Origin of the sequence: Neorhizobium sp. AL 9.2.2 (assembly GCF_013317225.1) — a bacterium.
GTDB classification, from domain to species: Bacteria; Pseudomonadota; Alphaproteobacteria; order Rhizobiales; family Rhizobiaceae; genus Neorhizobium; species Neorhizobium soli.
In genome coordinates this window covers 873,501-897,825 of record NZ_JAALXU010000009.1, presented here as the reverse complement: position 1 = coordinate 897,825, position 24,325 = coordinate 873,501, and the positions used below count along the sequence as shown (strand labels likewise).

22 protein-coding genes and 1 pseudogene are annotated in these 24,325 nt (G+C 61.7%); 9 read left to right on the top strand and 14 right to left on the bottom strand.

The features are described 5' to 3' along the window. Window positions 1–98 precede the first annotated feature (98 nt). From G6K99_RS21665 to G6K99_RS21650, 4 genes are all read right to left on the bottom strand, one after another. On the bottom strand, window positions 99–1,130 hold the full coding sequence (locus tag G6K99_RS21665; RefSeq protein ID WP_174197845.1) for an SMP-30/gluconolactonase/LRE family protein: 1,032 nt from the start codon (window positions 1,128–1,130) through the stop codon (window positions 99–101). A 39-nt stretch (window positions 1,131–1,169) separates the two neighbouring features. Beyond that, entirely contained in the window at window positions 1,170–2,552 is a 1,383-nt protein-coding gene (locus tag G6K99_RS21660) for a tripartite tricarboxylate transporter permease (protein WP_062460110.1), read from the bottom strand. Between the two features lies 1 nt (window position 2,553). After that, the gene (locus G6K99_RS21655) at window positions 2,554–3,012 is read right to left on the bottom strand and encodes a hypothetical protein (protein WP_113111323.1); all 459 of its coding nucleotides are present in this window, start codon (window positions 3,010–3,012) and stop codon (window positions 2,554–2,556) included. A 101-nt stretch (window positions 3,013–3,113) separates the two neighbouring features. Further along, window positions 3,114–4,397, bottom strand: a complete 1,284-nt coding sequence (locus G6K99_RS21650; protein WP_174197923.1) for a hydroxymethylglutaryl-CoA reductase, degradative — start codon at window positions 4,395–4,397, stop codon at window positions 3,114–3,116. Between the two features lie 142 nt (window positions 4,398–4,539). Between G6K99_RS21650 and G6K99_RS21645 the strand changes: the two genes are divergently transcribed. Together G6K99_RS21645 and G6K99_RS21640 are read left to right on the top strand one after the other, a co-directional pair. Further along, window positions 4,540–5,931: a PLP-dependent aminotransferase family protein gene (locus tag G6K99_RS21645; protein WP_371816260.1), complete on the top strand. Its 1,392-nt coding sequence runs from the start codon at window positions 4,540–4,542 to the stop codon at window positions 5,929–5,931. Continuing rightward, entirely contained in the window at window positions 5,924–6,814 is an 891-nt protein-coding gene (locus tag G6K99_RS21640) for a hydroxymethylglutaryl-CoA lyase (RefSeq protein WP_174197844.1), read from the top strand. Before G6K99_RS21645 ends, G6K99_RS21640 begins: the two co-directional genes overlap by 8 nt. On the opposite strand, the gene G6K99_RS23580 is transcribed toward G6K99_RS21640, so the two are convergent. Together G6K99_RS23580 and G6K99_RS23575 are read right to left on the bottom strand one after the other, a co-directional pair. Continuing rightward, the gene (locus tag G6K99_RS23580) at window positions 6,809–6,976 is read right to left on the bottom strand and encodes a helix-turn-helix domain-containing protein (RefSeq protein WP_371816268.1); all 168 of its coding nucleotides are present in this window, start codon (window positions 6,974–6,976) and stop codon (window positions 6,809–6,811) included. The two genes, G6K99_RS21640 and G6K99_RS23580, sit on opposite strands and share 6 nt — an antisense overlap. Window positions 6,977–7,002: 26 nt before the next feature. Further along, a pseudogene (locus tag G6K99_RS23575) lies at window positions 7,003–7,107 on the bottom strand (AraC family transcriptional regulator); the annotation flags it as partial. Window positions 7,108–7,359: 252 nt separating this feature from the next. Here G6K99_RS23575 and G6K99_RS21625 point away from each other — a divergent pair. The 7 genes from G6K99_RS21625 (at window position 7,360) to G6K99_RS21595 (ending at window position 14,090) form a co-directional block, all read left to right on the top strand. Beyond that, a complete protein-coding gene (locus G6K99_RS21625) occupies window positions 7,360–7,995 on the top strand; it encodes a TetR/AcrR family transcriptional regulator (protein WP_174197842.1) in 636 nt (211 codons plus the stop codon). A gap of 41 nt (window positions 7,996–8,036) precedes the next feature. Then, window positions 8,037–8,888: a metallophosphoesterase gene (locus tag G6K99_RS21620; RefSeq protein ID WP_174197841.1), complete on the top strand. Its 852-nt coding sequence runs from the start codon at window positions 8,037–8,039 to the stop codon at window positions 8,886–8,888. A 29-nt stretch (window positions 8,889–8,917) separates the two neighbouring features. After that, window positions 8,918–10,216 (top strand): ABC transporter substrate-binding protein, encoded by a 1,299-nt coding sequence (locus G6K99_RS21615; protein WP_174197840.1) that lies wholly within the window; start codon window positions 8,918–8,920, stop codon window positions 10,214–10,216. Between the two features lie 47 nt (window positions 10,217–10,263). Then, window positions 10,264–11,025, top strand: coding sequence for a tyrosine-protein phosphatase (locus G6K99_RS21610; protein ID WP_174197839.1), 762 nt, complete (start codon window positions 10,264–10,266; stop codon window positions 11,023–11,025). 75 nt (window positions 11,026–11,100) lie between these two features. Continuing rightward, window positions 11,101–12,021: a carbohydrate ABC transporter permease gene (locus tag G6K99_RS21605; protein WP_174197838.1), complete on the top strand. Its 921-nt coding sequence runs from the start codon at window positions 11,101–11,103 to the stop codon at window positions 12,019–12,021. Beyond that, entirely contained in the window at window positions 12,011–12,883 is an 873-nt protein-coding gene (locus G6K99_RS21600; RefSeq protein ID WP_082476388.1) for a carbohydrate ABC transporter permease, read from the top strand. The genes G6K99_RS21605 and G6K99_RS21600 overlap by 11 nt, the downstream gene beginning before the upstream one ends. Before the next feature lie 85 nt (window positions 12,884–12,968). Beyond that, complete coding sequence (locus tag G6K99_RS21595) at window positions 12,969–14,090, top strand: ABC transporter ATP-binding protein (protein WP_174197837.1); 1,122 nt, start codon at window positions 12,969–12,971, stop codon at window positions 14,088–14,090. A gap of 209 nt (window positions 14,091–14,299) precedes the next feature. Here G6K99_RS21595 and treS read toward each other — a convergent pair whose 3' ends face one another. The 8 genes from treS to G6K99_RS21555 form a co-directional block, all read right to left on the bottom strand. Next, the gene (gene treS, locus G6K99_RS21590) at window positions 14,300–16,366 is read right to left on the bottom strand and encodes a maltose alpha-D-glucosyltransferase (protein ID WP_062577695.1); all 2,067 of its coding nucleotides are present in this window, start codon (window positions 16,364–16,366) and stop codon (window positions 14,300–14,302) included. Between the two features lie 424 nt (window positions 16,367–16,790). Then, on the bottom strand, window positions 16,791–18,443 hold the full coding sequence (locus tag G6K99_RS21585) for a dihydroxyacetone kinase subunit DhaK (protein ID WP_062577697.1): 1,653 nt from the start codon (window positions 18,441–18,443) through the stop codon (window positions 16,791–16,793). Between the two features lie 11 nt (window positions 18,444–18,454). Further along, on the bottom strand, window positions 18,455–19,450 hold the full coding sequence (locus G6K99_RS21580; RefSeq protein ID WP_174197836.1) for an ATP-binding cassette domain-containing protein: 996 nt from the start codon (window positions 19,448–19,450) through the stop codon (window positions 18,455–18,457). Continuing rightward, window positions 19,443–20,540, bottom strand: coding sequence for an ABC transporter ATP-binding protein (locus G6K99_RS21575; RefSeq protein ID WP_062460083.1), 1,098 nt, complete (start codon window positions 20,538–20,540; stop codon window positions 19,443–19,445). The genes G6K99_RS21580 and G6K99_RS21575 overlap by 8 nt, the downstream gene beginning before the upstream one ends. Window positions 20,541–20,543: 3 nt before the next feature. Further along, complete coding sequence (locus G6K99_RS21570; protein ID WP_174197835.1) at window positions 20,544–20,732, bottom strand: hypothetical protein; 189 nt, start codon at window positions 20,730–20,732, stop codon at window positions 20,544–20,546. Then, on the bottom strand, window positions 20,729–21,673 hold the full coding sequence (locus G6K99_RS21565; protein ID WP_062577702.1) for a carbohydrate ABC transporter permease: 945 nt from the start codon (window positions 21,671–21,673) through the stop codon (window positions 20,729–20,731). Before G6K99_RS21565 ends, G6K99_RS21570 begins: the two co-directional genes overlap by 4 nt. After that, window positions 21,670–22,617 (bottom strand): carbohydrate ABC transporter permease, encoded by a 948-nt coding sequence (locus G6K99_RS21560; protein ID WP_062460076.1) that lies wholly within the window; start codon window positions 22,615–22,617, stop codon window positions 21,670–21,672. The genes G6K99_RS21565 and G6K99_RS21560 overlap by 4 nt, the downstream gene beginning before the upstream one ends. A gap of 213 nt (window positions 22,618–22,830) precedes the next feature. After that, on the bottom strand, window positions 22,831–24,117 hold the full coding sequence (locus G6K99_RS21555) for an ABC transporter substrate-binding protein (protein ID WP_244631585.1): 1,287 nt from the start codon (window positions 24,115–24,117) through the stop codon (window positions 22,831–22,833). Between the last annotated feature and the right edge of the window lie 208 nt (window positions 24,118–24,325).

Sequence of the window (24,325 nt, the reverse complement as noted above, 5' to 3'; positions counted from 1 at the left end):
TCGTATTCGTTCAGAAGCTTGAGAGCCTTAGCAGGCTCCGAGCGGCGTCGATCTGGCATGCCGATAGTGAAACTGGTAACGCACAACAGCTGCCAGCTTTAAGGCAGGAATGATCGTGCTGCTTTGCCGACTGCTTTTGCCACAAAGATGGTTGAACCTCGGCCCTTGTCCCAGTCATTCGTCAAAATCAGCAGCTCGTCCGTGCCAGGGCGGATAACCATGGAGGTTGAACGGAGATTGTGCCCGTCATCGCGACCGGGCAGCAGGTACTGGGCGATCGGCAGCCCCAGCGGATTGAAGACCATGATCCGCCCCTGACCGTACATCGCCACGTAGACGTTCCCGTCGGCGTCGACGCGCACGGAATCGGGTCCTCCGCCGATGAAGTTGTAGACGACAGATGATCCGAACGGCGCGATGGTGGTGGCGTCGGCAAGGGAGATGCGATGCAGCTGGCCACCTGCCAATTCCGTGACCCAGAGCGTCTTGCCATCCGGGCTCAGGCCGATGCCGTTCGCGATCCGCAGGTTCGGCACGACCATCACCGGCTTACCGCCGCCGGGTGCGATATAGTAGACGCCTCCGGATGGCAGGCTGGAGCCGCCTTTGAAATCGGTGAAGTAGAAGCCGCCCTCCTTATCGAAGACGAGGTCGTCGGGTAGAAAGCCGTCATCTCTGGAGACAATGGTGCGCACGTCGGATCCGTCGGCCGCCATCGAGACGACCGAACCTCGCGATTTGAAGTCCCCAAGTTCGGCCATGTAGACACGGCCACCGCTGTGGACTGCCAAGCCTGCAGGACGAAGCTCCCGGTCGGGCACGACGCTCGACAGTTGCTTGTCTGGCGTGAGACGGAATACCGTTCCGCCGAAGACCTCGCAAAACAGCAGATCGCCTTTCGCATCGAAGGTTGGGCATTCAAGCTGAACGCCTTTGTCGGACACCTTGAAGTACTCCCGTGCCTCCACCGAAGGCAGTTGCGATTCCGCCATCGGCAAGGGTACGACCCCTTGCAGGGACTGGGGAATGTCGAGTGCGGGCAGTATCGGCTTGTCATCGGCAGCCTGGGCTGCGGCACCGATCAGGATCAGGGCCACACAGAGAGCTGACGTGCGTAGATCCAAGGTCATTGTTTTCTCCTCTTATCGTTCGGTATGCTGACCGGCTGTTCAGCCGATCAGCTTCATGATGGCCGGAACGCTAAGAATCGCGGCATAGTAGCCCATGAACTGTACGCCGGTGTTCATGCCAAGTACGCGATAAAGCAGGCCTCCGACGAGACCGACCGTCACGATGACCAGCAGAGCGAGCAGTCCACCTTCCCAAAGACCGATCACCAAGATCAGACCGACGAATGTCGCGATAATGGCTTCATGGCTGATGTACTTGGCGACGAAGGCTGCGGCACTTCGTGCATGGTTCATAGCGAAGGGATAGGCGATCGCCGCCGCGATGACGACCGACACCAGCCCCCAGATCAGAAACTCCGACACTGACATCATCGTGTGCAGGTTGTTGACGACGCCGGTCCCGGCATCGACCGTGAAGCGTGGCGGCGCGTTGAACAGCGGCGCTGCCGGGCCGGCAGCGACCGGGCTGAGCGGCAGACCAAAGGCAATGAGCGGGATCAGCGCTTCGGCAATATAGGTTGACTCTGTCACGCCGTTTCGGACAGCCAGCACGGAGGTCAGCCGGTGATACGCGTGCTTGATGCGCGCGCCGACGATCTCGCCGGCAATGACGGTGACGGCGACAGGGCTGAACACGAAGGTTGCACTGGTCACGGCAGCCGCTGTCGCGGTCGTCACCACTTGGCTCCGGTCAAGCACGCGGAACGGATTGGGGAAGTAGCCACCCCAGCCTTTCACGTCGGGTGCAAGCGTAGTCTGCCGAGGCTCGCTGCGGTCCATGCGCTTGCGCTCGAGCGGCGACACGGAAGAGAAAAGCTCTGCAACCAGAGGCCCCACCGCGATGCCGAGAAAGTAGCTCACGCCGAGCTTAACGTTGTGCGTGGCGGTGTAGCCCTGCAAGGCTACGATCAGCAGCGTGAACGGTATAAGCGCCAGGATGGACGCCCAGCGACCGGCCGAGAAATAGGCGATGATGAGTGCCGCTCCGATGAATAGCCACGGCGCCGAGGCCGTGATGTAGGTTCCGAACGGAGCAAGAATGACCGCAAACAAGACTGCCAGCGGAACGGCGATGAATGCGGAGATGACGGAGCCCGCCAGCATCTTTCGCAGAGCGACATGGGGTGCCCCGAGATTGCGAAGCGCCGTTGCCTGCTGGAGAAGCGGCAATGCCATGGTATCGCCGGGAATTCCAAGGAGGGCGGTCGGTACCGCATGTGTCATGTGCTTGGAGACGGCCGCACACATCCAGAAGGTGAAGACGGCAACAGGCGGCGCACCCAGAAGAACGACGAGGAGCGTGACCGGGGCGATCGTGGTCGTTTCATCCGTTCCCGAGATCAGGCCGATGGCTGAAAACAGGATCGCTCCGAGAAGGCCGAGCGAGATGGCCATGATGATTTCATACAGCATGCCGTCCATGTCACTCTCCCTGCCGGCCGGCGCCGGGCCGGTCCTGGTATGTCTTGAACAGGTCGTAGAGACCGACCTCGCGCATTTCCTGAGCGACTTCGGGCGGAAGATCCTCAACCCGGCCGATCGGGCCTCCCTCCTGTTCTAGCTGCTGGAGGATGTCGGTCTGCCATTCGGTGCCGGTCTGTGCCTGTTCCACCACAATGCGTTTGGGCAAGAACAGCCGCGAGCAAATGGCGCCGCTGACAACCGAGCCGACGATGCCGGTCAGCATCGCCAGCGCCTTTCCGATGGCCGGAGTGGCAGCCATGGGCGCGATCGTTGCGAGCGTGACGTAGTAGATCGCAACGCTCAAGATCGCGCCGATGATCATGGCCTTCCCGAGTTGGGGTCGAGATACGACGTCTCCCCAGATCTCGGCAAGTTGACCGTGCGGGCCGGCGGCGCGCGCACCATTCTGTTCTGTCATCAGATAACCTCCCCAGGTGTCGGCCTGTCGGCCGAAAAAAATTCCCATCAGTGCCCGGCAGCCGGCAAAGCTCCCCCTTTGCCAGGCCTGCGGTGTCAGTCCTACTTTCGCAATTCAGCGAGAATCTCCTCGGCCCGCGCAGCGCGAACGTCGTGATCGGCTGCAAGCCGGCGCGCAACGGCATCGATTTCATCACCGGAAGCCCCGGCGCCGATCGCGATGTTACGTGCATGCAGCGCCATATGGCCGCGCTGGATACCCTCCGTCGCAAGCGCCCGAAGCGCTGCCATGTTCTGTGCGAGGCCCACCGCGACCGTCACTTCGGCCAGCTCCACGGCTGAGGCAACGTTGAGGATCTGCAGGGCTGCCTGCGCCGAGGGATGGGTCTTCGTCGCGCCGCCAACCAGGCCGAGTGCCATCGGCATCTCGATCGTGCCGACAAGTGTCCCCTTGGCGCTGATCTCCCATGTCGTCAGCGAGGTATAACGGCCGGAGCGCGCGGCATAAGCGTGGGCGCCAGCTTCGATTGCGCGCCAGTCGTTGCCCGTTGCGACGACGACAGGATCGACGCCATTCATGATCCCCTTGTTGTGGGTCGCGGCCCGGTAGGGATCGACGGCTGCGAATTCGTAGGCGTCGACGATGCCCTCCATCATCCGGCGGCCGGAAAAATCCTTGGTCACAAGGGCTTCTTCCGTGAGCTCGATACGGGCTCTCGCAAGCCTCAGGTCGGCGAGGTTCGACAGGATGCGCAGACGGACTTCACCTCCGGTGATCCGCTCGACAATCGGTGCGATGGCTTCGGCCATGGTGTTGACGGTGTTTGCCCCCATGGCATCGCGGACATCGACCAGCAGATGCAGGACGACCATCGGACCGCGGGAGGTCGATGGGAAGACATGCACCTCGATGTCGCGGCAGCCACCGCCGAATTTCACCAGGACCGGATCCTTGGAATTGGCGAGGGTGATGATTTCGTCGCGCGCGGCCAGAATGGCCAACCGGGCACCGTTGGGATCCGACAGGCCGATGATCTGGACCTGGGCGCGCATGATGGGCGCCGTCGATGACGTCTGGAAACCGCCGCAGCCGCGCACGATCCTCGCCATATAAGAGGCGGCAGCAACAACCGAGGGCTCCTCGACAGCCATCGGCACCAGATATTCCTGACCGTTGACCAGAAAGTTCGTCGCCACGCCGAGCGGCAGCTGGAACGTTCCGATGACGTTTTCAACCATTCCGTTCGCGCGCTCGACGGACAGAGCGTCCGGTGCCGACAAGACGGCGCGTGCGCTGTCATCCATCTGCGTTGCTGCCGCAACCTGTACCAGCCTCTCGGCTGGAGACAGATTGCGCATGTTCTCAATGCGCGATGTCACGGTCATTTTCGTCAACGGCTCACTCCCAAATCAACGCATACCCTTGCGTGGATGGCAAACTGTCCTAGAATGTCGGCGATGAGCAAGGGACAGTTGGCAGAATTATTACCTGTACTGTCCCAGCCGAAGGGTGGGACGATCGGTGAAGGTGGTTGATAGGATCCTTGGCGTTGTCAGCGAGCAGATCGCCAGCGGTCTGTACAAGCCCGGGCAGAAACTGCCGTCTGTCCGGGGTGGGGCCGAGCAATTCGGTGTTTCCAAGAACACGATGGCGGAAGCCTATGACAGGCTTGTTGCCCGAGGGCTGGCCACTGCGCGGCAGGGCTCCGGTTATTACGTGGCGGAGAACCGCCCAGCGCCGGTGCCGAGGATAAAGCCCGACGTCTCCGAGGCGACCAGCATCATGTCGCTGTTGCGGGAACAGCTGGACCAGAATTATCAAACGCGTCCTGGCGATGGCCGCCCGCCGGTCAGCTGGACGGAAGATTCCGACATGCGCCGTATCCTGCGCACGAGCCGCAACGCCACCGCGGAGGTGGATTTCGGCTACGGCAGTTCCTGGGGGCTTGGCCCGCTAAGGGAATGGCTTCGGGTTTCGCTCGCAGAACGGTCGATCGCGACCGAGCCCGACGGCGTCATGCTGACGAGCGGGGTCAATCACGGACTCGACCTGATTATCCGGCATTTCCTTGAGCCTGGCGACACGGTGTTCGTCGACAGTCCAGGCTATTATCCCCTCTATGCGAAGCTTCGGCTGGCCAAAGCAAACGTCATCTCGATAAGCCGGCTCCATGACGGTCCCGATCTCGACGAAGTGCGCCAGAAGCTCGCGCGCTATCGGCCGAAGCTGTTCTTTACCCAGAGCCAGGCCCATAACCCCACCGGCGGCACGCTCACGCCCGCGCATGCCTTCGCCCTCCTGCAGATGGCAGAGGTTCACGATTTTCGATTGGTTGAGGACGATATTTTCGCCGACCTGATCGCCCCGACACTGCCGCGGCTCGCGGCATTTGGCCAGCAGCAGCGGGTCCTCTACGTCGGATCATTCTCAAAGACTTTGTCGGCAAGTCTGCGATGCGGATACGTCGCAGGCGCGCCTGAGGCGATCCGTAGTCTTGTCGACCTGAAGATGATCACGATGGTTGCCACGTCCCTGCATGTCGAGCGGGTGGTGCTGGAGATGATCGAGAGCGGTCAGTATCTGAAGAACCTTAGGCGCTTGCGCGGGTGGATCGAGCATGGGGCAAAGGCGACCGCCCAGGCTCTGACAGCCGTCGGTTTGGAAGTTTCGCTCCCTAAGGTGCAGGGCTTCTACATCTGGGTACCGCTTCCAGCGGCTCTGGACGAAAGCGCCTTCTGTATCCGGGCTGCGAAAGCCAATATTTTCATCGCGCCGGCAAGTGTCTTCTACGCGGATCGCGAGAAAGCCATGCCGGCGGCGATGCGGGTGAATGTTGCGTATGGCGCAGATCCACGCTTCTGCGCCTTTCTGAAAGACGAGATGAAAATATTGACGGTCATTGGAGGACACGATGGATAACGTTCGGCTGGTCGAAGTGGGGCCTCGCGACGGACTTCAGAACGAGAAGCGTCCACTCAGCGTCGCTGATCGCGTGCAGATGATCGAAGGTCTCATCGAGGCCGGCCTGACAACGATCGAAGCGGGCAGCGTCGTTTCGCCGAAATGGGTGCCGCAGATGGAAGGATCGACCGAGGTTCTGTCCTCGGTCGGGCATCGCGAGGGGATCACCCTGCAGATGCTCGTCCCGAACTTCAGAGGTTTTGAAGCCGCTCGCGATGCCGGCGCCGAAGAAATCGCAATCTTTGCATCGGCATCCGAGAGCTTTTCACAAAAGAACATCAACTGCTCGATCGCCGAAAGCTTCGACCGATTCCTGCCGGTCATGGAGGGAGCGCGCAACGCTGGGATGCGCGTGCGCGGCTACGTGTCATGCGTCCTAGGTTGCCCCTATGAAGGCCCAGTCGCACTGAGTGCCGTCGTCGCTGTCGCAAGCCGTCTCCACGCGTTCGGCTGCTACGAAGTCTCGCTTGGGGACACAATCGGTATTGGCACCCCGAGGGCTGCAGCCACGATGGTCAGGGCGGTTGCGGCCGAAATCCCGGTTTCATCGATCGCGCTGCACGAGCACAACACCTATGGCCAAGCGCTCGCCAATATCCTGGCCTGCCTTGAAGAGGGCGTGAGCGTGTTCGACAGCTCTGTGGGCGGGCTCGGCGGATGCCCTTATGCAAAAGGAGCAACGGGAAATGTAGCCACCGAGGAGCTGGTGTTCATGCTGGACGGCATGGGCATCAAGACCGGTGTCGACCTGCCGAAGCTGGCACGTGTGGCTGTGGAGACGGCGGCAAAACTCGGACGTGATCCCGTCTCTCCGATCTCGAGGATTTTGGCGGCCTCATGAGCCCTTATCCGGGGCGATTGGCAGAATGACGCCATGTCTCGGAGTAACTCCGAACGCACGTTTGTACTCGCGATGGAATTGCGACACGCTCCCGTAACTGACGGTGTAAGCGAATTGTGCAATATTATCAGTTTCCGCGGTGAGCAAGGAACGCGCATGCAGGAGCGCATCTGCTTCTGGTATTGCAGCGGCGTCATTGACGTCATCGCGTTGAAATGCTGGTAGAACGACGGCGGGCTCATAGCGGCTGCAGCGGCAAGCTCTTCCACTTTGATCGGCTGCTGATAGTGCATCCGGAGGGTTTGGACGGCTTCCAGAACACGCCGTACCGCACCTTTGGCCAGCACCGGTCGGGTCGCAATATCAACAGGTGTCGGGACTGCTAGCGCGCGCGCTGTCCCTCATCCAGCGCGACCAGTAGGGGGCGCTGGAAGTGATGCATCGGGCAACGGCGCTCCGCGCCAGCCTTCACCGTGGACCTTCACTCGGATGTCACAGAGTTTGCGCTACGCAACCGTATGATAGTGAGCCATACGCGAGAGAAATTGCGCACTGCGTGCGAGCAACTGCTGTCGGCTGCTCGGCACCCCGATGACGTGACGGTGCGGACGATCACCTGTCGGGCGGGCACCAATGTGGCGGCGGTCAACTATCATTTTGGAACCCTTCAGCACCTTATTTTTTCGGCTGCCGAGCGCGTCTATCTCCGCCTCAATGCGGAGCGCCTGGCATTGCTTCAGGCTGCGGTTCAACGGGCCGATCCGGCACCTGCCTGCGCCGGCGATCTTATCGCAGCGCTTGTCGGGCCATCCATCCGCTGGAGCCTCGATCCCCATTCCAGTTACGGGGTGCTGCGTCATCTGACGACGCTTGCACAATCCAGCGACGACCCGGAAATATTCCGGCCGATGGTCGAGGATATCGAGCATCATCGCCAGTTCGTCCCGCACTTCAGAAAAATCGCGCCATGGCTGAGCGAGGTCGATGTCGGATTCCGCATCTCGTGCCTTCTCGGCGTGCGCACGCAGATGACGCGAAGCCGCGGCCGTACCGACGAACTGACGGACCACCAGCTCGATCTCGGCAATGCCAGCAGCATCATTGCCCTCGTTGTTGCGGCAACGGAGCCGATGTTCACCACGCCGATTTCAAACAGCGTTTCAAAGCCGTCATCCCGCTGAGACGGGAAGCGCCTAGACAGGCTCCAACGCAGGAGCTCCCCATGGTCGAAACGACATTCATCCACATCACCGATCTGCATGTCGGCAATCCTTCCGTCGCCGATAGCCATCTGTTCAGCGACACCTCGGCCACCCTTTCGCGCGTGCTCGCGCTGATTGGATCGATGGATCAGAAGCCGCAGTTCATTATCGCCAGCGGCGATCTCACCAATCGCGGCGATGTCGAGAGCTACCGCCAGCTGCGGTCGCTGATGGCGGCCACCGACGTGCCGGTCGTCTACGCGATCGGCAATCACGACACGCGCGCCGGCTTCTACCAAGGCATGCTTGACCGAACCAACGATCTCGATGCTCCCTATGACCACGACCAGGTGATCGGCGGCATCCATATCGTCACGCTCGACACCACGACCCCCGGCGAGATCGGCGGCAGCTTGACGCCGGCGCAATTCGCCTGGCTCGCTCAGGCGCTCGACCGGCACGGCGATCTGCCCAAGCTGATCGTTGCCCACCATGCCCCGGTGCTGGGCGACGCTGTTCCATGGGACCACTGGCGCACGATCGAGTTCAGCCAAAGCCAGCAGCTGGCCGGCGTGCTCAAGGGCCGCAACATCCTCGGGATCCTCTCCGGTCATATCCATCACGACCGGTTCTCCTCATGGCATGGCATCCCCGTCATTGTCGGCATGGGCCAGCATGCCGCAACCGATATCCTGACGACAGACATCCTGCGCATGGTCGAAGGCGCCTCCTTCGGGATCGGCACCATTCGCACTTCGGGCCTGACCATGGCGCTCGTTCCCCTGCCGCAGACCCGCAACGAACTCAACCGCTACGACCTTTCCCTGCTGCGCCATAGGCAGGATGCGGCCATGGCGGGTGCCACCGAATGACCAACTTCTCCCAACAGGAGCTTCCCGCAATGAGAAAACGCACCTTCCTCGGCCTTGCGGTCGCCGCAGTCCTCGGTGCCGCCGGAATAACCGGCGCCGCGCATGCCGAAATGGCTGCCGAGATCACCAAGCCGGTGACCATCACCTTCTACAACTACAACCTCGCCACGGCGAGCGCCGGTGCCGACGCCACCCGCGAGATGATCGCCAAGTTCGAGCAGGAACACCCGCTGATCAAGGTGAAGACTGTCGGAGTTCCGTCCAACGACATCATCACGCGCCTGCAGGCCGATATGGCCGCCGGCATGCAGCCCGATGTGGCCCAGCTGGTGTTTCGCGACCTCATCTATCTTGCCTCCGATCTGGGTGCACAGCCGCTCGAGGATCTGGCCGGAGCCAAGGGCTACGCTGCCCTTACCGACGGACTGATCCCGCGTGGCGTCAACCTCGGCAAGATCAACGGCAAGACCTATGGGCTTGCCTACACGTTCTCGACGCCGATCCTCTACTACAACGCCGACCTCTTCCGCAAAGCCGGCCTCGATCCCGAGACCCCACCCAAGACCTGGGCCGAGGTGAAGACGGCCGCCGAAGCCATCGTCGCCAAGACCGGCGCGGACGGCTTCTTTCCCGGCGCCTATGGCCCGACAGACGGCACCTTCGTCTATCAGGCGATCCTGATGTCGAACGGCGGCAAGGTCCGCGATGACAACACGCTGACCTTCGCCGACAAGAACGGCATTGAAGCGGTGCAGATGCTGCGCGACATGGTCGAAAGCGGCGCCCATGCCCGCCTCGACCCGGCCAATCCGCAGGAGGCTTTTGCCGCCGGCCGGCTGGGCATGTATCTCTACACCAGCGCCCTGCAGAACTCCTTGTCCAAATCCGCCGACGGCAAGTGGGAACTGCGCGTGACCGGCATGCCGGCCTTCGGGACCAAGCCGACCGCGCCCACCAATTCGGGCTCGGCGCTCTATGCCTTCTCGCAGGATCCGGTCAAGCAGCGCGCCGCATACGAGTTGATGAAGTTCCTCACCTCCGACTACGGCTACACAATCATCACCTCGAAGATCGGCTATCTGCCGCTTCGCCTCAACATCGTCGACGATCCGAAGCTGCTCGGTCCCTGGACAGCGACGCACCCGCTGATCCGTCCGAACCTCGAACAGCTGTCGCGTCTTACCCCCAATGTCGCCTTCCCCGGCCCGAACTATCGCCAGGCCGAAGCGATGATGAAGGAAGCCGTCTCGGAGGCCGTGCTCGGTCCCAATGACGTGGTGAAGACGCTGACCGAGGCGCAGGCCAATGCCCAGGCGCTGATGCCCTGACCACGCGCGAGTGGGGGCGTTGCATCCGCGACGACGCGCGCCCGCATTTGTACCAAGACGAACAGACCGAAGCACAGCAGGAGGCCACCATGCGTCACTGGACGCTGCCCGACACCCACAACATCCGCGACCTCGGCGGCTACAATCGGCAGGCCGGCGGCACCACGCAATGGCGCCGGATCCTGCGCGGGGAAGCACTGCACCCGCTCAATGGCGAGAGCCTGGCGACGCTTGTCGCCGATGATCTCTCGCTCGTCATCGACCTGCGCGGGCCGCACGAGACTGCGGTCACAGACCATCCCTTCATCGGCCACGAGACGGTGTCCTACCGCAATATCGTGCTCTTCGACGCGCTGGCGCCGATCGCAATGGTGCGGCAGCCCTTCGACATGGCGGAGCGCTATTGCAGCGCGCTGGATCATTGTGGCGCGCAGTTCGCCACGGTCTTTCGCGCCATCGGGCAAGCCCGGCCGGGGATGGTGCTGTTCCACTGCACGGCCGGCAAGGACCGCACCGGCGTCGTCGCTGCCATGCTTCTGGCCACCGCCGGCGTCTCGCATGCCGACATCCTGGCCGACTATGCGCTCACCGCCTCCGCCGAGGGCCTGATCGCGCAGCTTCGCGCCCGTTCGCTTGCGGCCGGCATCGATGCCGACCATGTCGAGCGGATGCTCGCCAGCGACGCCGTAACGATGGAGGCCTTCCTCGCCTGTCTCGATGCGGCGCATGGCGGGATCGCGGCCTATCTCCAACGGATCGGCCTCACGCCCGCGGAGATCGAAGCGCTGACGGACCGTCTGTGCGCGTGACACACCCGTCGCCCGAATTGCCACGACCGGACCGACGGAAAAGGCCAACGCCTTTCAAACCCACTGGAGCGTAGAATGGCCTTGGCCACACAAGCACCGACCCGCCGCAGACGGATGACCCAGTCGCGCTGGGCACCCTGGCTCTACCTGTCTCCGGCCATCATCCTACTTGTGGTTTGGATCTACTGGCCGCTGGTCGATGCGCTGCGTCTGAGCTTCTACCAGTGGAACATGCTGCCCAATTCGCCGCAGATCTATGTCGGCTGGAACAACTACACGCGCATCTTTGCCCTGCCCAAATTCTGGCAGTCGCTGCGCAATACCGGGATCTACATTTTCGGCCTTTTGCCGCTCGCCGTGCTGATCCCGCTGGCGATCGCCATCTATACGCATGACCTTCCCGAGCGCTCGCGCAACATCTACCGGGCCATCATCTTCGTGCCGATGATCATCGCGCCGGTGGTGGCCGCCGCCGTCTGGCGCTGGCTGCTCGATCCCGGCTACGGCCTGGTCAATCAGATGCTCCAGGGCATCGGCTTCAAGCCTGTGAAGTTTCTTTCCGATCCCAACACTGCCATCTGGACCGTCATCCTGATCACCGGCTGGAAGCTGATCGGGTTTTCGACGCTGATCCTGTCTGCCGCCAATGCCAACATCAACCCCTCCCTGGTGGAGGCCGCCCGCATGGACGGCGCCAGCAAATGGGAGATCATCCGCGACATCCGCCTGCCGCTCCTCAGTTCCACGGCCCTGTTCCTGGTGGTCATGACGATCCTGCTCGGCGCGCAGTGGAGTTTCACCTATATCAACGTGCTGACAGGCGGCGGCCCGCTCGGCTCCACCTCCAACATCTACTATCTCCTTTGGGATTTCGGCTTCTCCACCATGTCGGTGGGCTGGGGCTCGGCTGCGGCCGTCATCCTTTTCCTCGGCTTCGGCGCAGTGGCCTTTGTGCTCTTCCGCCTGATCGACAGGTATACCTTCCATGACAACTGACGTCCTGCGCGCGCCCCGCCCGATGGCGCGCCCGCTTCGCCGCATCTCGGACAAATCCGGCCTCGACACCGCGGCTGGTCATGTTCTCATGGTCCTCCTGTCGATCCTGTGCCTTTTCCCGGTCTACTGGATGCTGGCGAGTTCGCTGCGTCCCGCCAATGCCATGTTCGAGACGAGCCTATGGCCGACGAGCATGTCGCTCGACAATTACCGGCAGGCTCTGGAGGCCATCCCGATCGGCCGCATGCTGGTCAACACGCTGGTCTTTTCCGTCGTCTCCACAGCCTTTCAGCTTCTGACCGGGCTTCTTGCCGCCTTCGCCTTCGCCCGCTGGACATTCGCGCTCGACAAGCTGGTGTATAGCGCCGTGGCGCTGACCTGGCTGGTACCCTTTCAGGTGGTGATGATCCCGAACTATCTGCTGATTGCCCAGATGGGTCTGCTCGATAGCATCGTGGCGCTGATCCTGCCGAACCTTGTCTCGGCGCTTGCGATCCTGCTTCTTGCCCAGGCCATGCGCAGCTTCCCCCGGGAAGTCATCGAGGCGGCGCGTATGGACGGCGCACGCAACTGGCGGATTCTCTGGGAGGTGATGGTGCCCAATCTGCGCGGCACGATCGCCTCGCTTGCCATCCTCATCTTCATCTCGACCTGGAACGAGTATTTCTGGCCACTGCTGCTCAGCCGCACGGCCGAAAATTCCGTCATCCAGATCGGCATCCAGATGTTCATGACGGCCGAGGGCAACCAGTGGGGACCACTGATGGCAGCCTCGACGCTCGCAAGCCTGCCGGTCCTCGTCATCTACGTCGTCCTGCAGCGCCAGGTCGTCCAGTCCTTCATGAAATCCGGTATCCGCTGATGCACGGCAGGCCCATTCTCGGCGGCATCGGCCGCGACACGTCCACCCTCGCACACCTGCACAACCGTCGTCCGGGAGACATCTGATGGCTGATCTGACACTCTCAAACCTGAAAAAATCCTACGACGGCAAGCCGGTCCTGCATGGCGTCGACATCACCATCCCCGATGGCCATTTCGTCGTCATCGTCGGTCCATCGGGCTGCGGCAAGTCGACCCTCCTGCGTATGATCGCGGGACTGGAGGAGGTCACGTCAGGCACGATTTCCATCGGTGAAACGGTGATGAACGACATCGAGCCGGCCGATCGTGGCTGTGCCATGGTGTTCCAGAACTATGCACTCTATCCGCACATGACCGTGCGCCAGAACATCGCCTATCCGCTTCGGATCGCCAAGCTGCCGCGGGCCGAGCGCGACAGCAAGGTCGAGGCTGTGGCGAAGATCCTGAACCTGACGGAGTATCTCGACCGGCGCCCGGCGCAGCTCTCCGGCGGGCAGCGGCAACGCGTGGCCATGGGCCGCGCGATGGTGCGCGAACCCGACGTCTTTCTGTTCGACGAACCGCTGTCCAATCTCGATGCACTGCTGCGCGTCCAGATGCGCATCGAGATCAAGAAGCTGCACCGGCGCCTCAAGGCGACGTCGGTGTTCGTGACGCATGATCAGGTCGAAGCGATGACGCTTGCCGACACGCTGATCGTGATGAATGCCGGTCGCGTCGAGCAGATCGGATCGCCTGCCGAGGTCTACCGAAAGCCTGCCTCGGTCTTCGTCGCCGGGTTCATGGGGGCGCCGGCCATGAACCTTTTCCCGGCCGCCATCGGGGCAGGCGGTGCTCTCGTCATCGATGCGCCAGCTGGCGGGGTCGGCATCGGCCGGGCAAGCCTTGCCGAAGGCACTCCGGTCACCGTCGGCGTCAGGCCGGAAAACCTCCTGCTGAGTGAAACTGCCGGAGCCGGCCTTCCGGCGACGGTCGACTTTGTCGAGGAACTGGGTGGCTCGCGTGTCGCCTATTGCACCCTTGGCGACCGGGAGATCGCAGCGACCCTGCCACCCGGCGACCAGCAACTGGAAGGCCGGCCCGTCTGGCTGACCCTGCCGCCAGAGGCACTGCACCTCTACGACCGGATCACAGGACAGCGCATCGACGTGCCGGTCCATGCCGCCAGGAGCAGCATCCCGAGCGCTTTCGCGCCGTCCATGTGATGTGACGCATGGAGGCAGCTCAATGTCGCCCGCTTGGTCCTGCGATTGGTTGCCACTCGACAGCAGGTGAAGGCGTCAGAGATCCCGTATCGTTGGATCACCGCCGGCCAAGGCGTGTAAATCCCCTCATGTATCACGTCCGCAAGCGGGTCGTAGACCCGCAAGCGAACGCACAAGCGCGGCTATTTGCAGATATAGGCGCGTGACATTTAGAGCGTCGGGAGCGTTCCAACAACTCTGAGGGATAGACCCTCGTAGGGCTCCAGATTGATAGTCAATGCGCCATCTTCTGTAAGGTCGCCTTCGATTGACTCCGCAATCATGTCGACGACAGGTCCTGGCCTGACGTTCTGCAAGATCACGACTTCGGAGATCGCCGAGGAGCTGAAATTCAGGGCGGTCACCTGCGTGCCTCGTAGATCCGGAAGTTCGTGGACCATGATGAGCAAACCTGGGGCGGTGGTATCAGGTATCGAGACTTGTCGACTGGCCGCGATCCCATAAGCTTCCCGAACGGCCAGCAGGCGTTTGAGCTGCGAGGCAAACGAGTCCGGCTGCGCGAGCTGCTCGCTGATCGGGCCGTATAGGGCGCGGGCACGCGGCATGCCGTCGGCGGAAAACTCCTCGCCAGAGTTCTGACCCGTCAGATCATAGGCGCCGCGTTCGATCCAGCGGGTGTCGCCGTCGGCCATCAGGTGCTGCACCTGAGCCGGCGTTAATGGCAAAGCGCCGACCAGATCCCATCCGGAAAGCGCGAATACGCCCGGCTGAAAAGCGTTGTACATCACCAGCAGAAGGTGAATTTTCTGGATCAGCTTTGTCGTCTCGTCATCGATGCTTTCCAGGTCGGCAATGTCGAGGGCTGCGGCAATGACGCTCGCTGTCGTGCAGGCGATTCCGTTCGTGACAAAGGGAAGGTTATAGGGGGCGTTGGGTCCCGAAAGGCGCTCGCGTATTACGTCGCGAATATGCATGCGCAGCGTACGCCCCTGCCAAGTCTGGCCGGCAAAGGTGTAAATATCGTCTGCATGCAATGTCCAGAAATGCACGAGTTCCGTCGTCAGTTCATCGTGATTCTGAAGCGCATGAATAAGCGACGCAGGATCGATGCCAAATTCATGGACCATCCGCAGCATCATGCGCAAGAACTCGGTATTGCCTGTCAACAGCGCGTGATGATAGGCCGGGCGCGTGATAAAATCGTAGGACAGATCCGCTCCACCCTTCGACATCGCGGCAATATCATCGATCGTCAGGTTAAGCTCCTGAAACGAAAACCCGCCGGCCTTGCGGATCATGCCAGCGAGCAGTGCGTTGCCCGTCACGGAAAGCGGATGGCTTTCCGACCATGCCGGCCCCTCCACTCGGCGCTCGACGCCGAGAAATCCATTCGCGTCCAACCGCAGGCCACGGGCGCCCATCTGGTCGATCGAATGCAACGCATCGCCGATGATCATCTGTTGCGCGGCAAATGATGGATCCAGCCAGTTCAGGCTCGGCTGCCCCTCCTTGAAGTAGTGCAGGTAAACCCAGCGGCGCTCCTTGCCGTCGACGCCGGTAATAGGGCCGGTCGCACTCCAGTCCGTCTCTTTGACGCCGGGCTCGAAGAAAATGACCCGCTGGAGCTGGCCGACAATCAAGCCACGATCCCTCAGGTAGTCAACGGTATCGGCAGGCAGGTTGACCGCCTCCCGGCCCTCAGGCACGTCCGGAAGACGCTGCCATTCTTCCTCTGGAATTTCGACCATGTGATAGAGACCAGGGTAGGTCGAATGATTCATTTCGGCGAGCCGAAAATCCGGACCCTTGCCCGTGTGTGAAGGAATGACATCGTCAATGACAATGGCGTTGTGTGCCGCCGCCATGCGGCTGATGGCAACGAATTCCTCGTTCGTGCCGAAAGTCGGATCGATGTCGAAGCTTATTCTGTCGAAATTGCCGTCGATCGTCGGGCTGTAGACGCCGTCTTTCATACTGCCGGCACGTTTCATCGGTCCCGTGTGAATACCGCGTACGCCGATCGCCGAAAGGGCTGACCACAGATGTGCGTCGCCAAGGGTCTTGAGAACGGATTCGCCGGGCAACGGGATTACCGAAGGGGGATAGGCCGTCATCCATACCGATGCGATCGATGAAGCGACACGAGGCCGCGCCTCTGCATAGGGCCGCTGCCATAGGCGCGACTGCCCGCCGTAGGCCTCGGCAAATGTACGTGCTTGTTGCAACATCGACAAAGCGACGAGCTCTTCGATTGATTCATTGCTTGGTAGCGTCATTAATGCCTCGAAGCCGGAGCGGGAGTACAGGGATTATTGCAGGCCGATGCAGGTAGCAAGCCTCCCGAAAAGAGCCTGCCTATTGGAAACTGCATCCTCACTTACCCCGGAGTTGTCGGTTCTACCAACAGACTTCTTGCTTTCCTCACACCCAAAGCGTCCGAACACCGATAGCGCGACATCCTCAAATCCAGGTTTCGCGGTGCCCAGTAAAGAGCGGAGCTGCCGGCACACCCACTCTGCAAACCGCGTAAGTACCGAGTCGACGGTTCCTTTGGGTTTAAGGCGGTCGAGTTTTCAGATCGCTGCGCCATCAGGCCCCCGCAACCAAATCATCAAAAAGCACCCGTAGCTCTAAGCTGCGGGTGTTTTGCGTTGCGGCGGACCTCGCCCAGGATGGCTCCCGCCGCGCCGATCCCCGCCGTCAGTCCGCGGGTTTGTCCTCCGACCTGCTATGTCGAAGGGAGAGAAACTCGAAGAGACGCGCGACTGCCTCCGCGCCGGGATCGATGTGACCTTCGAGCTGCCGGGCATTCAGGTAAGCCGCCCGGCCTGCGCGTGCGTTGAGATAGGTTGCGGTCAGGTTGGCGCCGGCGCGGGCTGCACTGGCCGCTGCTGCAAAACCCTTGTCATAGGCGTCCAGTGCAGGCGAGAGCGCATCGACCATGGTGCGGTCGCCGAGCTCTGCGCCGCCGATTTCCTGCATGCGGGCAAGGCCGGCCTTGAGCGCGTCGCGCATGCCAAGACCACTTGAGGCCCCATCGCCTGCCGCGGCAAAGAAGATGGCGAGCAAGACGCCGGAAGAGCCGCCCATGGTCTGGCTGAGTTCCTGGCCCATGGCGCGAAAGAGCTGGGTGTGATCTGCAAGCGGTAGCCTATCGAGGGCCTCGATCAGGGCACGCGCGGCGCTTGCAAGGGTCGAGCCGGTGTCACCGTCGCCGGATTTGGCATCGAGCGCGTTAAGGTGTTTTTCCGCCTCGATCAGGAGCTTGCAGCACTCTGTGAGGAATTGACGGGTGGGCAGATGCTGCGAGGCAAGCGGCGCGATCGGGGTCAGTCCATCGGGCAGGGCGATGACGTTGACGGGTCGCATCGCCGTCACGCCTGGCCATGCTGCAAGGCCGACCGGCTTGGCCAGCAAGTCGAGATCGGCCTTTTCCGCCGGCAATACGGAAATCGAAAAGCCCTGCATGTCGAGCGAGGTCATCATCGCAGCAGGCCCGACGATATGCGAGAGGCGCGCGCCGATCGCCGATTGAACCAGTTCGTTGACGACCACGGCCATTTCCAGCACGGAGGTGCCGCCGAGATTGTTGACAAGTACGACATGCGGCTTGTCCTCCATGCCCGCCGCAAGCCGGTCCACCATGGCGGCCACGGCGCCGCGCACGCCGTCATACTCGATCTGCTCCACACCCGCCTCACCGTGGATGCCAAGGCCGAGTTCGGCGTGACCTTCGGGAATGCGTTTTTCCTTCGGCGAGCCCGGCACGGTACAGGTGTCGAGTGCAATGCCGATCGAGCGGGTATTGGCGATCACCCGCCGCGCAGTGTCGATGACGTCATCAAGACTTGCGCCGTTTTCCGCCATCGCACCGGCGATCTTGTGGACGAAGAGCGTGCCCGCCACACCGCGGGACTGCGGCAGATCGGGGAGCGCGATGTCATCGTCCACGATCACCATGCCGACATTCAGCCCAAAGGCACGGGCGCGTTCGGCCGCAAGGCCGAAGTTCAGCCGGTCGCCTGTATAGTTCTTGACGATCAGCAGGCAACCGAGCGGGCCAGTCACCGCGAGGATTGCGGTCAGGATAGCGTCAACGCTCGGCGAAGCGAAGACATCACCACAGACGGCGGCTGTCAGCATGCCGCGTCCGACGAAACCGGCATGGGCCGGCTCATGGCCGGATCCGCCGCCCGAGACAATCGCGACCTTCGATTTGTCCCAGTCGGATCGCAACACGACGCGGATGTGCGGATAGCCGTCGAGGCGGCTCAGCGCTCCAGCCGAGGCCATGAGCATGCCATCGATCGCCTCGGTGACGGCATTTTCGCGGCTGTTGAGGAATTGAGACATGAGACCCTCCCTTAGACGAGACGCATTCCGGCCGCATCGAAATAGATCGGCTGGTGCGGCTGGATTTTGATGATGTCGCCGCCCTTGAGGGCGGTGTGGGCATCGGTGACGGTGATGATCGGATATTCCCCAAGTATGAGATGAAGACGCGTCTGATCGCCGAGATGCTCCACCCGGACCACCTTGGCTTCCTGCCCTTCTCCCTGGAGAATATGCTCGGGCCGAAGCCCGATCGTATGGGCCCCCGCCGATGCTCCGGGGAAGAGGTGTGCGGGGAGCACGTTGATGCGCGGCTGGCCTAGCCGGGTCGCGGCATAGATGCTGACCGGCGCCTCGTAGATCTCGCGCGGCGAACCGAACTGCACGAGGCGTCCTTCCTTGAGCACGCCGACATGGGTTGCCATGGTCATCGCCTCGATCTGGTCATGCGTCACGTAGAGGAAGGTGGCGCCGGACCGGGCCTGGATGTTCTTCAGTTCGACCCGAAGGTCGGCGCGGAGTTTCGCATCGAGCGAGCTCAGCGGCTCATCCATGAGATAGATCTGCGGATTGCGGACCAGCGCCCGGCCGATCGACACGCGCTGCATCTCGCCGCCCGAAAGGGCCGTTGCCCGGTTGTCCAGCTTGTGGGCGATCTGCAGGACCTCGGCGATTGCCTTCACCTTCTGGTCGATCACCGCCTGCGGCGTGCGCAACAGCGGCGATTTCAGCGGAAATTCGAGGTTCTGCCGCACGGTCATGTGCGGGTAGAGGGAATATTGCTGGAAGACCATGGCGACATTGCGCTGTGCGGGCGTCAGCCCCGCCATGGACTGTCCGCCAATCCTGATGTCGCCGCTGTCCTGCGTGTCGAGGCCCGATACCAAGCGCAGCAGCGTGGTTTTGCCGGCTCCGGTCGGACCGAGAAGCACCACGAAGGCGCCGTCCGGTACGGTCATCATCACGTCGTCGAGCGCGCGGGTGGCGCCAAACGACTTGCGGATGCTGGAAAGGACGACTTCAGCCACGGGTGAGAACTCCTTCATTGGCTTCGGACACCAGTGCGATCCCGCTGTTCGCATCAAACAGGGTGAGTGAGCGGCGATCGAATTCAAGCCCGACGGGAACATCCGTCCGGATGGCATCGCTCGACGCCGTCCGCGCCTTGATCTCTCCATGGGCCGTCTCGATCGTGACGATCTGTGTGGTGCCGAGATATTCGACGGCTGCCACCCGTCCGCGAAGACCGGCTTCGTCCGACAGGTGGACATGTTCCGGCCTGACGCCGAGCGTGAGCGCACCCTTGCGGCCTTCGCGGGACTTTGGAACCTCGATGCGGGATACACCGATCGTCACCGCGTTGCCCCCGTCGTCGATCGCACCTTCGAATTCCAGGAACGACATCGGCGGCGAGCCGATGAATTTCGCCACGAACTTGGTTGCCGGCCAGTCATAGATCTGCTGGGGCTTGCCGAATTGCTCGATCACGCCATGGTTCATGACGACAATCTTGTCGCCCATCTGCATGGCTTCCAGCTGGTCGTGGGTGACATAAACGGTGGTCGCCCCCATGCGGTCATGCAGGGCGCGCAGCTCCTCCGCCATATGCTCACGGAACTCCGCATCGAGCGCCCCGAGGGGCTCATCCATGAAGAAGGCCTTCGGCTGGCGCACGATCGCACGGCCGAGTGCGACGCGCTGGCGGTCGCCGCCCGAAAGCCCGCCGACCGGTTTGTCGAGGATGGATTCAATCTGCAGGATACGGACGACTTCCGCCACGCGGCGATCGACTTCCGAGCGCGCTATGCCCTGGCTGACCAGGGGATAGGAGATGTTCTTGCGCACGTTCATGTGCGGATAAAGCGCAAACATCTGAAAGACGAAGGCGATGTCGCGCTCGCTCGCGCGCTTCATGCCGACCTCTTCGCCGCCGATATAGATCTCGCCACTGGTCGGCAGTTCAAGGCCGGCCATCATCCGCAGCGTCGTCGTCTTGCCGCAGCCGGACGGGCCGAGCAGCATGAAGAACTCTCCATCCTCGACGGTGAAGCTGGACGACTTCACCGCATTGAAGGCACCGAAGTCCTTGCGCAGGTTTTCAACGCGAATCTGGGCCATGACTTACTCCGGAAAATGACTGACGACGATGAACATGACGGTTCCGATCAGCGTCACCGGAAAGGAGAAGGTAAAGAGTGTCAGCGAAAGCGGCTGCATGAGCATGATCACGCCGAGCGCGATCAGCGCCGAGGCGAACATCTCCCATTCGGGTCGCCGGAACCGGCGCAGGCGGGCAAGGAAGTTCATCATTTGCGCACGGCTCCGAAGGTGATGCCGCGCAGCAGATGCTTGCGCAGCAGCACGGTGAAGATGATCACGGGCAGCAGGAACAGTGTCGCTGCAGCCGCAACGGCCGGCCAGTCGATACCGCCGCCAACCGACAGGATGGTCGGGATGAAGGGGGGCGCCGTCTGGGCATTGCCGCTCGTCAACAGGACTGCGAAAGCATATTCGTTCCAGGCGAAGATCAGGCAGAAGATCGCGGTCGAGGCGATGCCTGTTGCCGCCTGCGGCAGGACGACTTTGTAGAAGGCCTGGAAGCGGGTATAGCCATCGATTAGTGCCGCTTCTTCGTATTCGCGCGGGATTTCGTCAATAAATCCCTTGAGCAGCCAGACCGACAGCGACAGGTTGACCGCCGTATAAAGCAGGATCATGCCGAGGTGCGTATCCGAAAGCCCCAACTGACGGAACATCAGGTAAATCGGGATTGCGACGGCGATCGGCGGCATCATGCGTGTCGACAGGATGAAGAACAGGAGGTCATCCTTGAGCGGCACCTTGAAGCGGCTGAAGGCGTAGGCTGCCAGCGTCCCGAGGAAGATCGACAGGAATGTCGAGCCAAAGCCGATGATGACCGAGTTCAGGAATCGTTGCCCGAAGCGCGACGGGCCCGAAATGATCATGCCCCTTTCCCGTGTGATCTTGTCATACCACGTGGTGGGTGCCGGCAGTTTGGCGAGGTCTTCCGCCGAAGGGCGCGACTGTGTCGTGAAGAGGTTTACGTAGCCTTCAAGCGTCGGCTCGAAGACGACCTTCGGCGGATAGCTGATCGAATCCGGGCCGGACTTGAAGCTCGTCGAAATGATCCAGATGAGCGGGATCAGCGTGATCACCGCATATAGTCCGACCAAGATGCCGGCAATCCACTTCGAGGCAGGCGACGGTTCGGTGACGGAATGGGCGCTCATCGTTCCTTAACCTTGTTCAGGGCCTTCACGTAGATGGAGGCGAGGCCGAATACCGTGACGAACAGGACAATTGCATAGGCGCTGGAATAGCCGGTCCGCCATTTCTCGAAGGCCTCGCGCTTGAGGTCGATCGAGGCGAGCAGCGTCTCGTCCCCCGGCCCGCCGCCGGTGAGGAGGACCACCAGGTCGAACATCCGGAAGTTCTCGATGCCGCGGAACAGGACTGCAAGCATTAGGAATGGCAGTGCCATTGGCAGCGTGATCGTCCAGAACTGCCGCCACTTCGATGCGCGGTCGACTTCCGCTGCTTCATAGATGTAATCGGGGATGGAGCGCAGTCCGGCGAGGCAGATCAGCATGACGAAGGGCGTCCACATCCAGGTGTCGACGATGACGATCGCCCAGCGCGCCCAGCCACCGGGGCCAAGCATCGAGAAGCTGTCGGCGGGAATGCCGGTCAGGAATTCGACGGCGTAGTTCACGAGGCCGATCTGCGGCTGGTAAAGGAAGGTCCAGAAGTTGCCGACCACGGCGGGCGAGAGCATCATCGGGATGACGATTAGTGTCGTCACCAGGTCGTTGCCCTTGAACTTGCGGTTGATCAGCCATGCCAGGGAGAAGCCGATCAGCACCTGGAAGGTGATCGTCCAGATGAGGAAATGGGCGGTCGTCTGCATGTTCGCCCAGGTGTCGGCGTCGGTGAGGATGCGCGTGTAGTTGCGCAATCCGACCCATTTCACCTCCGCGTTCGGCTTGTTCGCGGCAAAGTTCGTGAAGGACAGGCGGATCGTCCAGATCAGCGGAAATATGTTGACCGACAGAAGCAGGAAGATCGTGGGTGCTACGAAGATCCAGGCGATGGCCCTGTCGCTTAAGCCCCGGATGCGTCTGGCAACCGGTTGTGGCGTCGCACGGGCGAGGCGGTCTGCGGGTGTGTCGGTCATCGTCCGGATCCGTGTGGCGTTTCCAAAGGGCAACCGCATGCGGTGCCGTGGCCGGTGAGGCAACAAGGCAAAGCTCGGGTTGTGCCGGCAGGCTTGAGGGTTTCGAAGATGTGCCGGCGGCAACGCTGGCTTTGGACTTTCCCCCGGCATTGCCGGGGGAGAGATTAAGGGCACTGCCCCCGGATCAGGTCCAGGAGCCAGGCTTTTCTTCTGTCAGAGCTTGCCTTCGTCCTCGAACGTTTCCGTCCAGTCGGCAATCAACCCGTCCAGAGCTTCCTTCGCGGTGCCATTGCCAGCGACGACATAGTCGTGGAACCGCTTCTGCGATGCCTGCAGCAGCGTCGCATAGGACGGCTCGGCCCAGAAGTCCTTTACGATCGCCATGCTGTCGAGGAAGGTCTGCGCATAGGGCTGGCTCTTGGCAAAATTCGGGTCTTCGACGACGGCGCGAAGGCACGAGAAGCCGCCCATGGACCACCATTTGTCCTGTACATCCTTCTGGGCGAACCATTTGATGTAGCCCAGTGCGCCGTCCATGTTGTCTGTATTGGCGACGACCGAAATGCCCTGGCCGCCGAGCTGGGCGAACTTCTCGCCACCGGGCCCTGCGGGATTGACGAGATAACCAGTCTTTCCGCCCCCGACATTCGGATCAGCCTCGAACCCCGGCCAGGTAAAGGCGAAGTTCATCTGCATGGCGACCTGGCCCGATTTGTAGGCGTCGATGCCTTCGCCCATGTAGGTGTTGGATGTGCCCGGTGCGACGCAGCAATCATAGAGCGACTTGTAGAATTCGAGACCCTTCACGGCGCCTGCGGAATCGACGAAGCCTTTCATGTCATAGGGCTTCTTCGGGTTTTCGTACTTGAAGCCATAGCTGTAGAGCACGTCCATCACGCCCATCGTGATGCCTTCAGAGCCACGTTCGGTATAGATCGAGGCGCCGTAGACGGTCTTGCCATCGATCTTGCGGCCCTGGAAGAATTCGGCGACCTGCTTCAGTTCGTCGAAGGTTGCGGGCGGCGTCAGGTCGCGACCGAACTTTTCCTTGAAGGCGGTCTTAATTTCGGGCCGCTCGAACCAGTCCTTGCGGTAGGTCCAGCCGACCACGTCCCCGAAGGCTGGCAGCGACCAGTAGTTCGGGGTGTTCTTCGGCCATTCGGAATAACCCGTGACGGTTGCCGGAACGAAGGCATCCATCTTGATGCCTTCCTTGTCGAAGAACTCGTTGAGCTTCACATACCAACCGTTCTCGGCGGCGCCGCCGATCCACTGGCTGTCGCCGATCATCAGATCGCAGAGCTTTCCGCCCGAGTTGAGTTCGTTGAGCATGCGGTCGGCGAAGTTCGGCCACGGGACGAACTCGAATTTCATCTTGATGCCGGACGACGCCTCGAAGCCCTTGCTGAGTTCGACGAGTGCGTTTGCCGGGTCCCATGCGGCCCAGCAGAGCGTCAGTTCCTTTTCGTCGGCATGCGCCATCATAGTGCCGAAACCCATCGAACAGGCGACCGTTCCGGCAGCAAGCAGACCTTTCACGTAAAGCGATTTCATCATGTCATCCTCCCAGCGCCGTCCGGTCTCCTGCGGATGGCGAAACGCCCTTGCGGGCCAAATGCCGGCTCCGGACCCTAATCTCTGGCCGGCCTCCTCCAGCGGAACGGGGTGTAATGGATGCCTCTCCCGAACCCAGATGGAGGCTAATTGA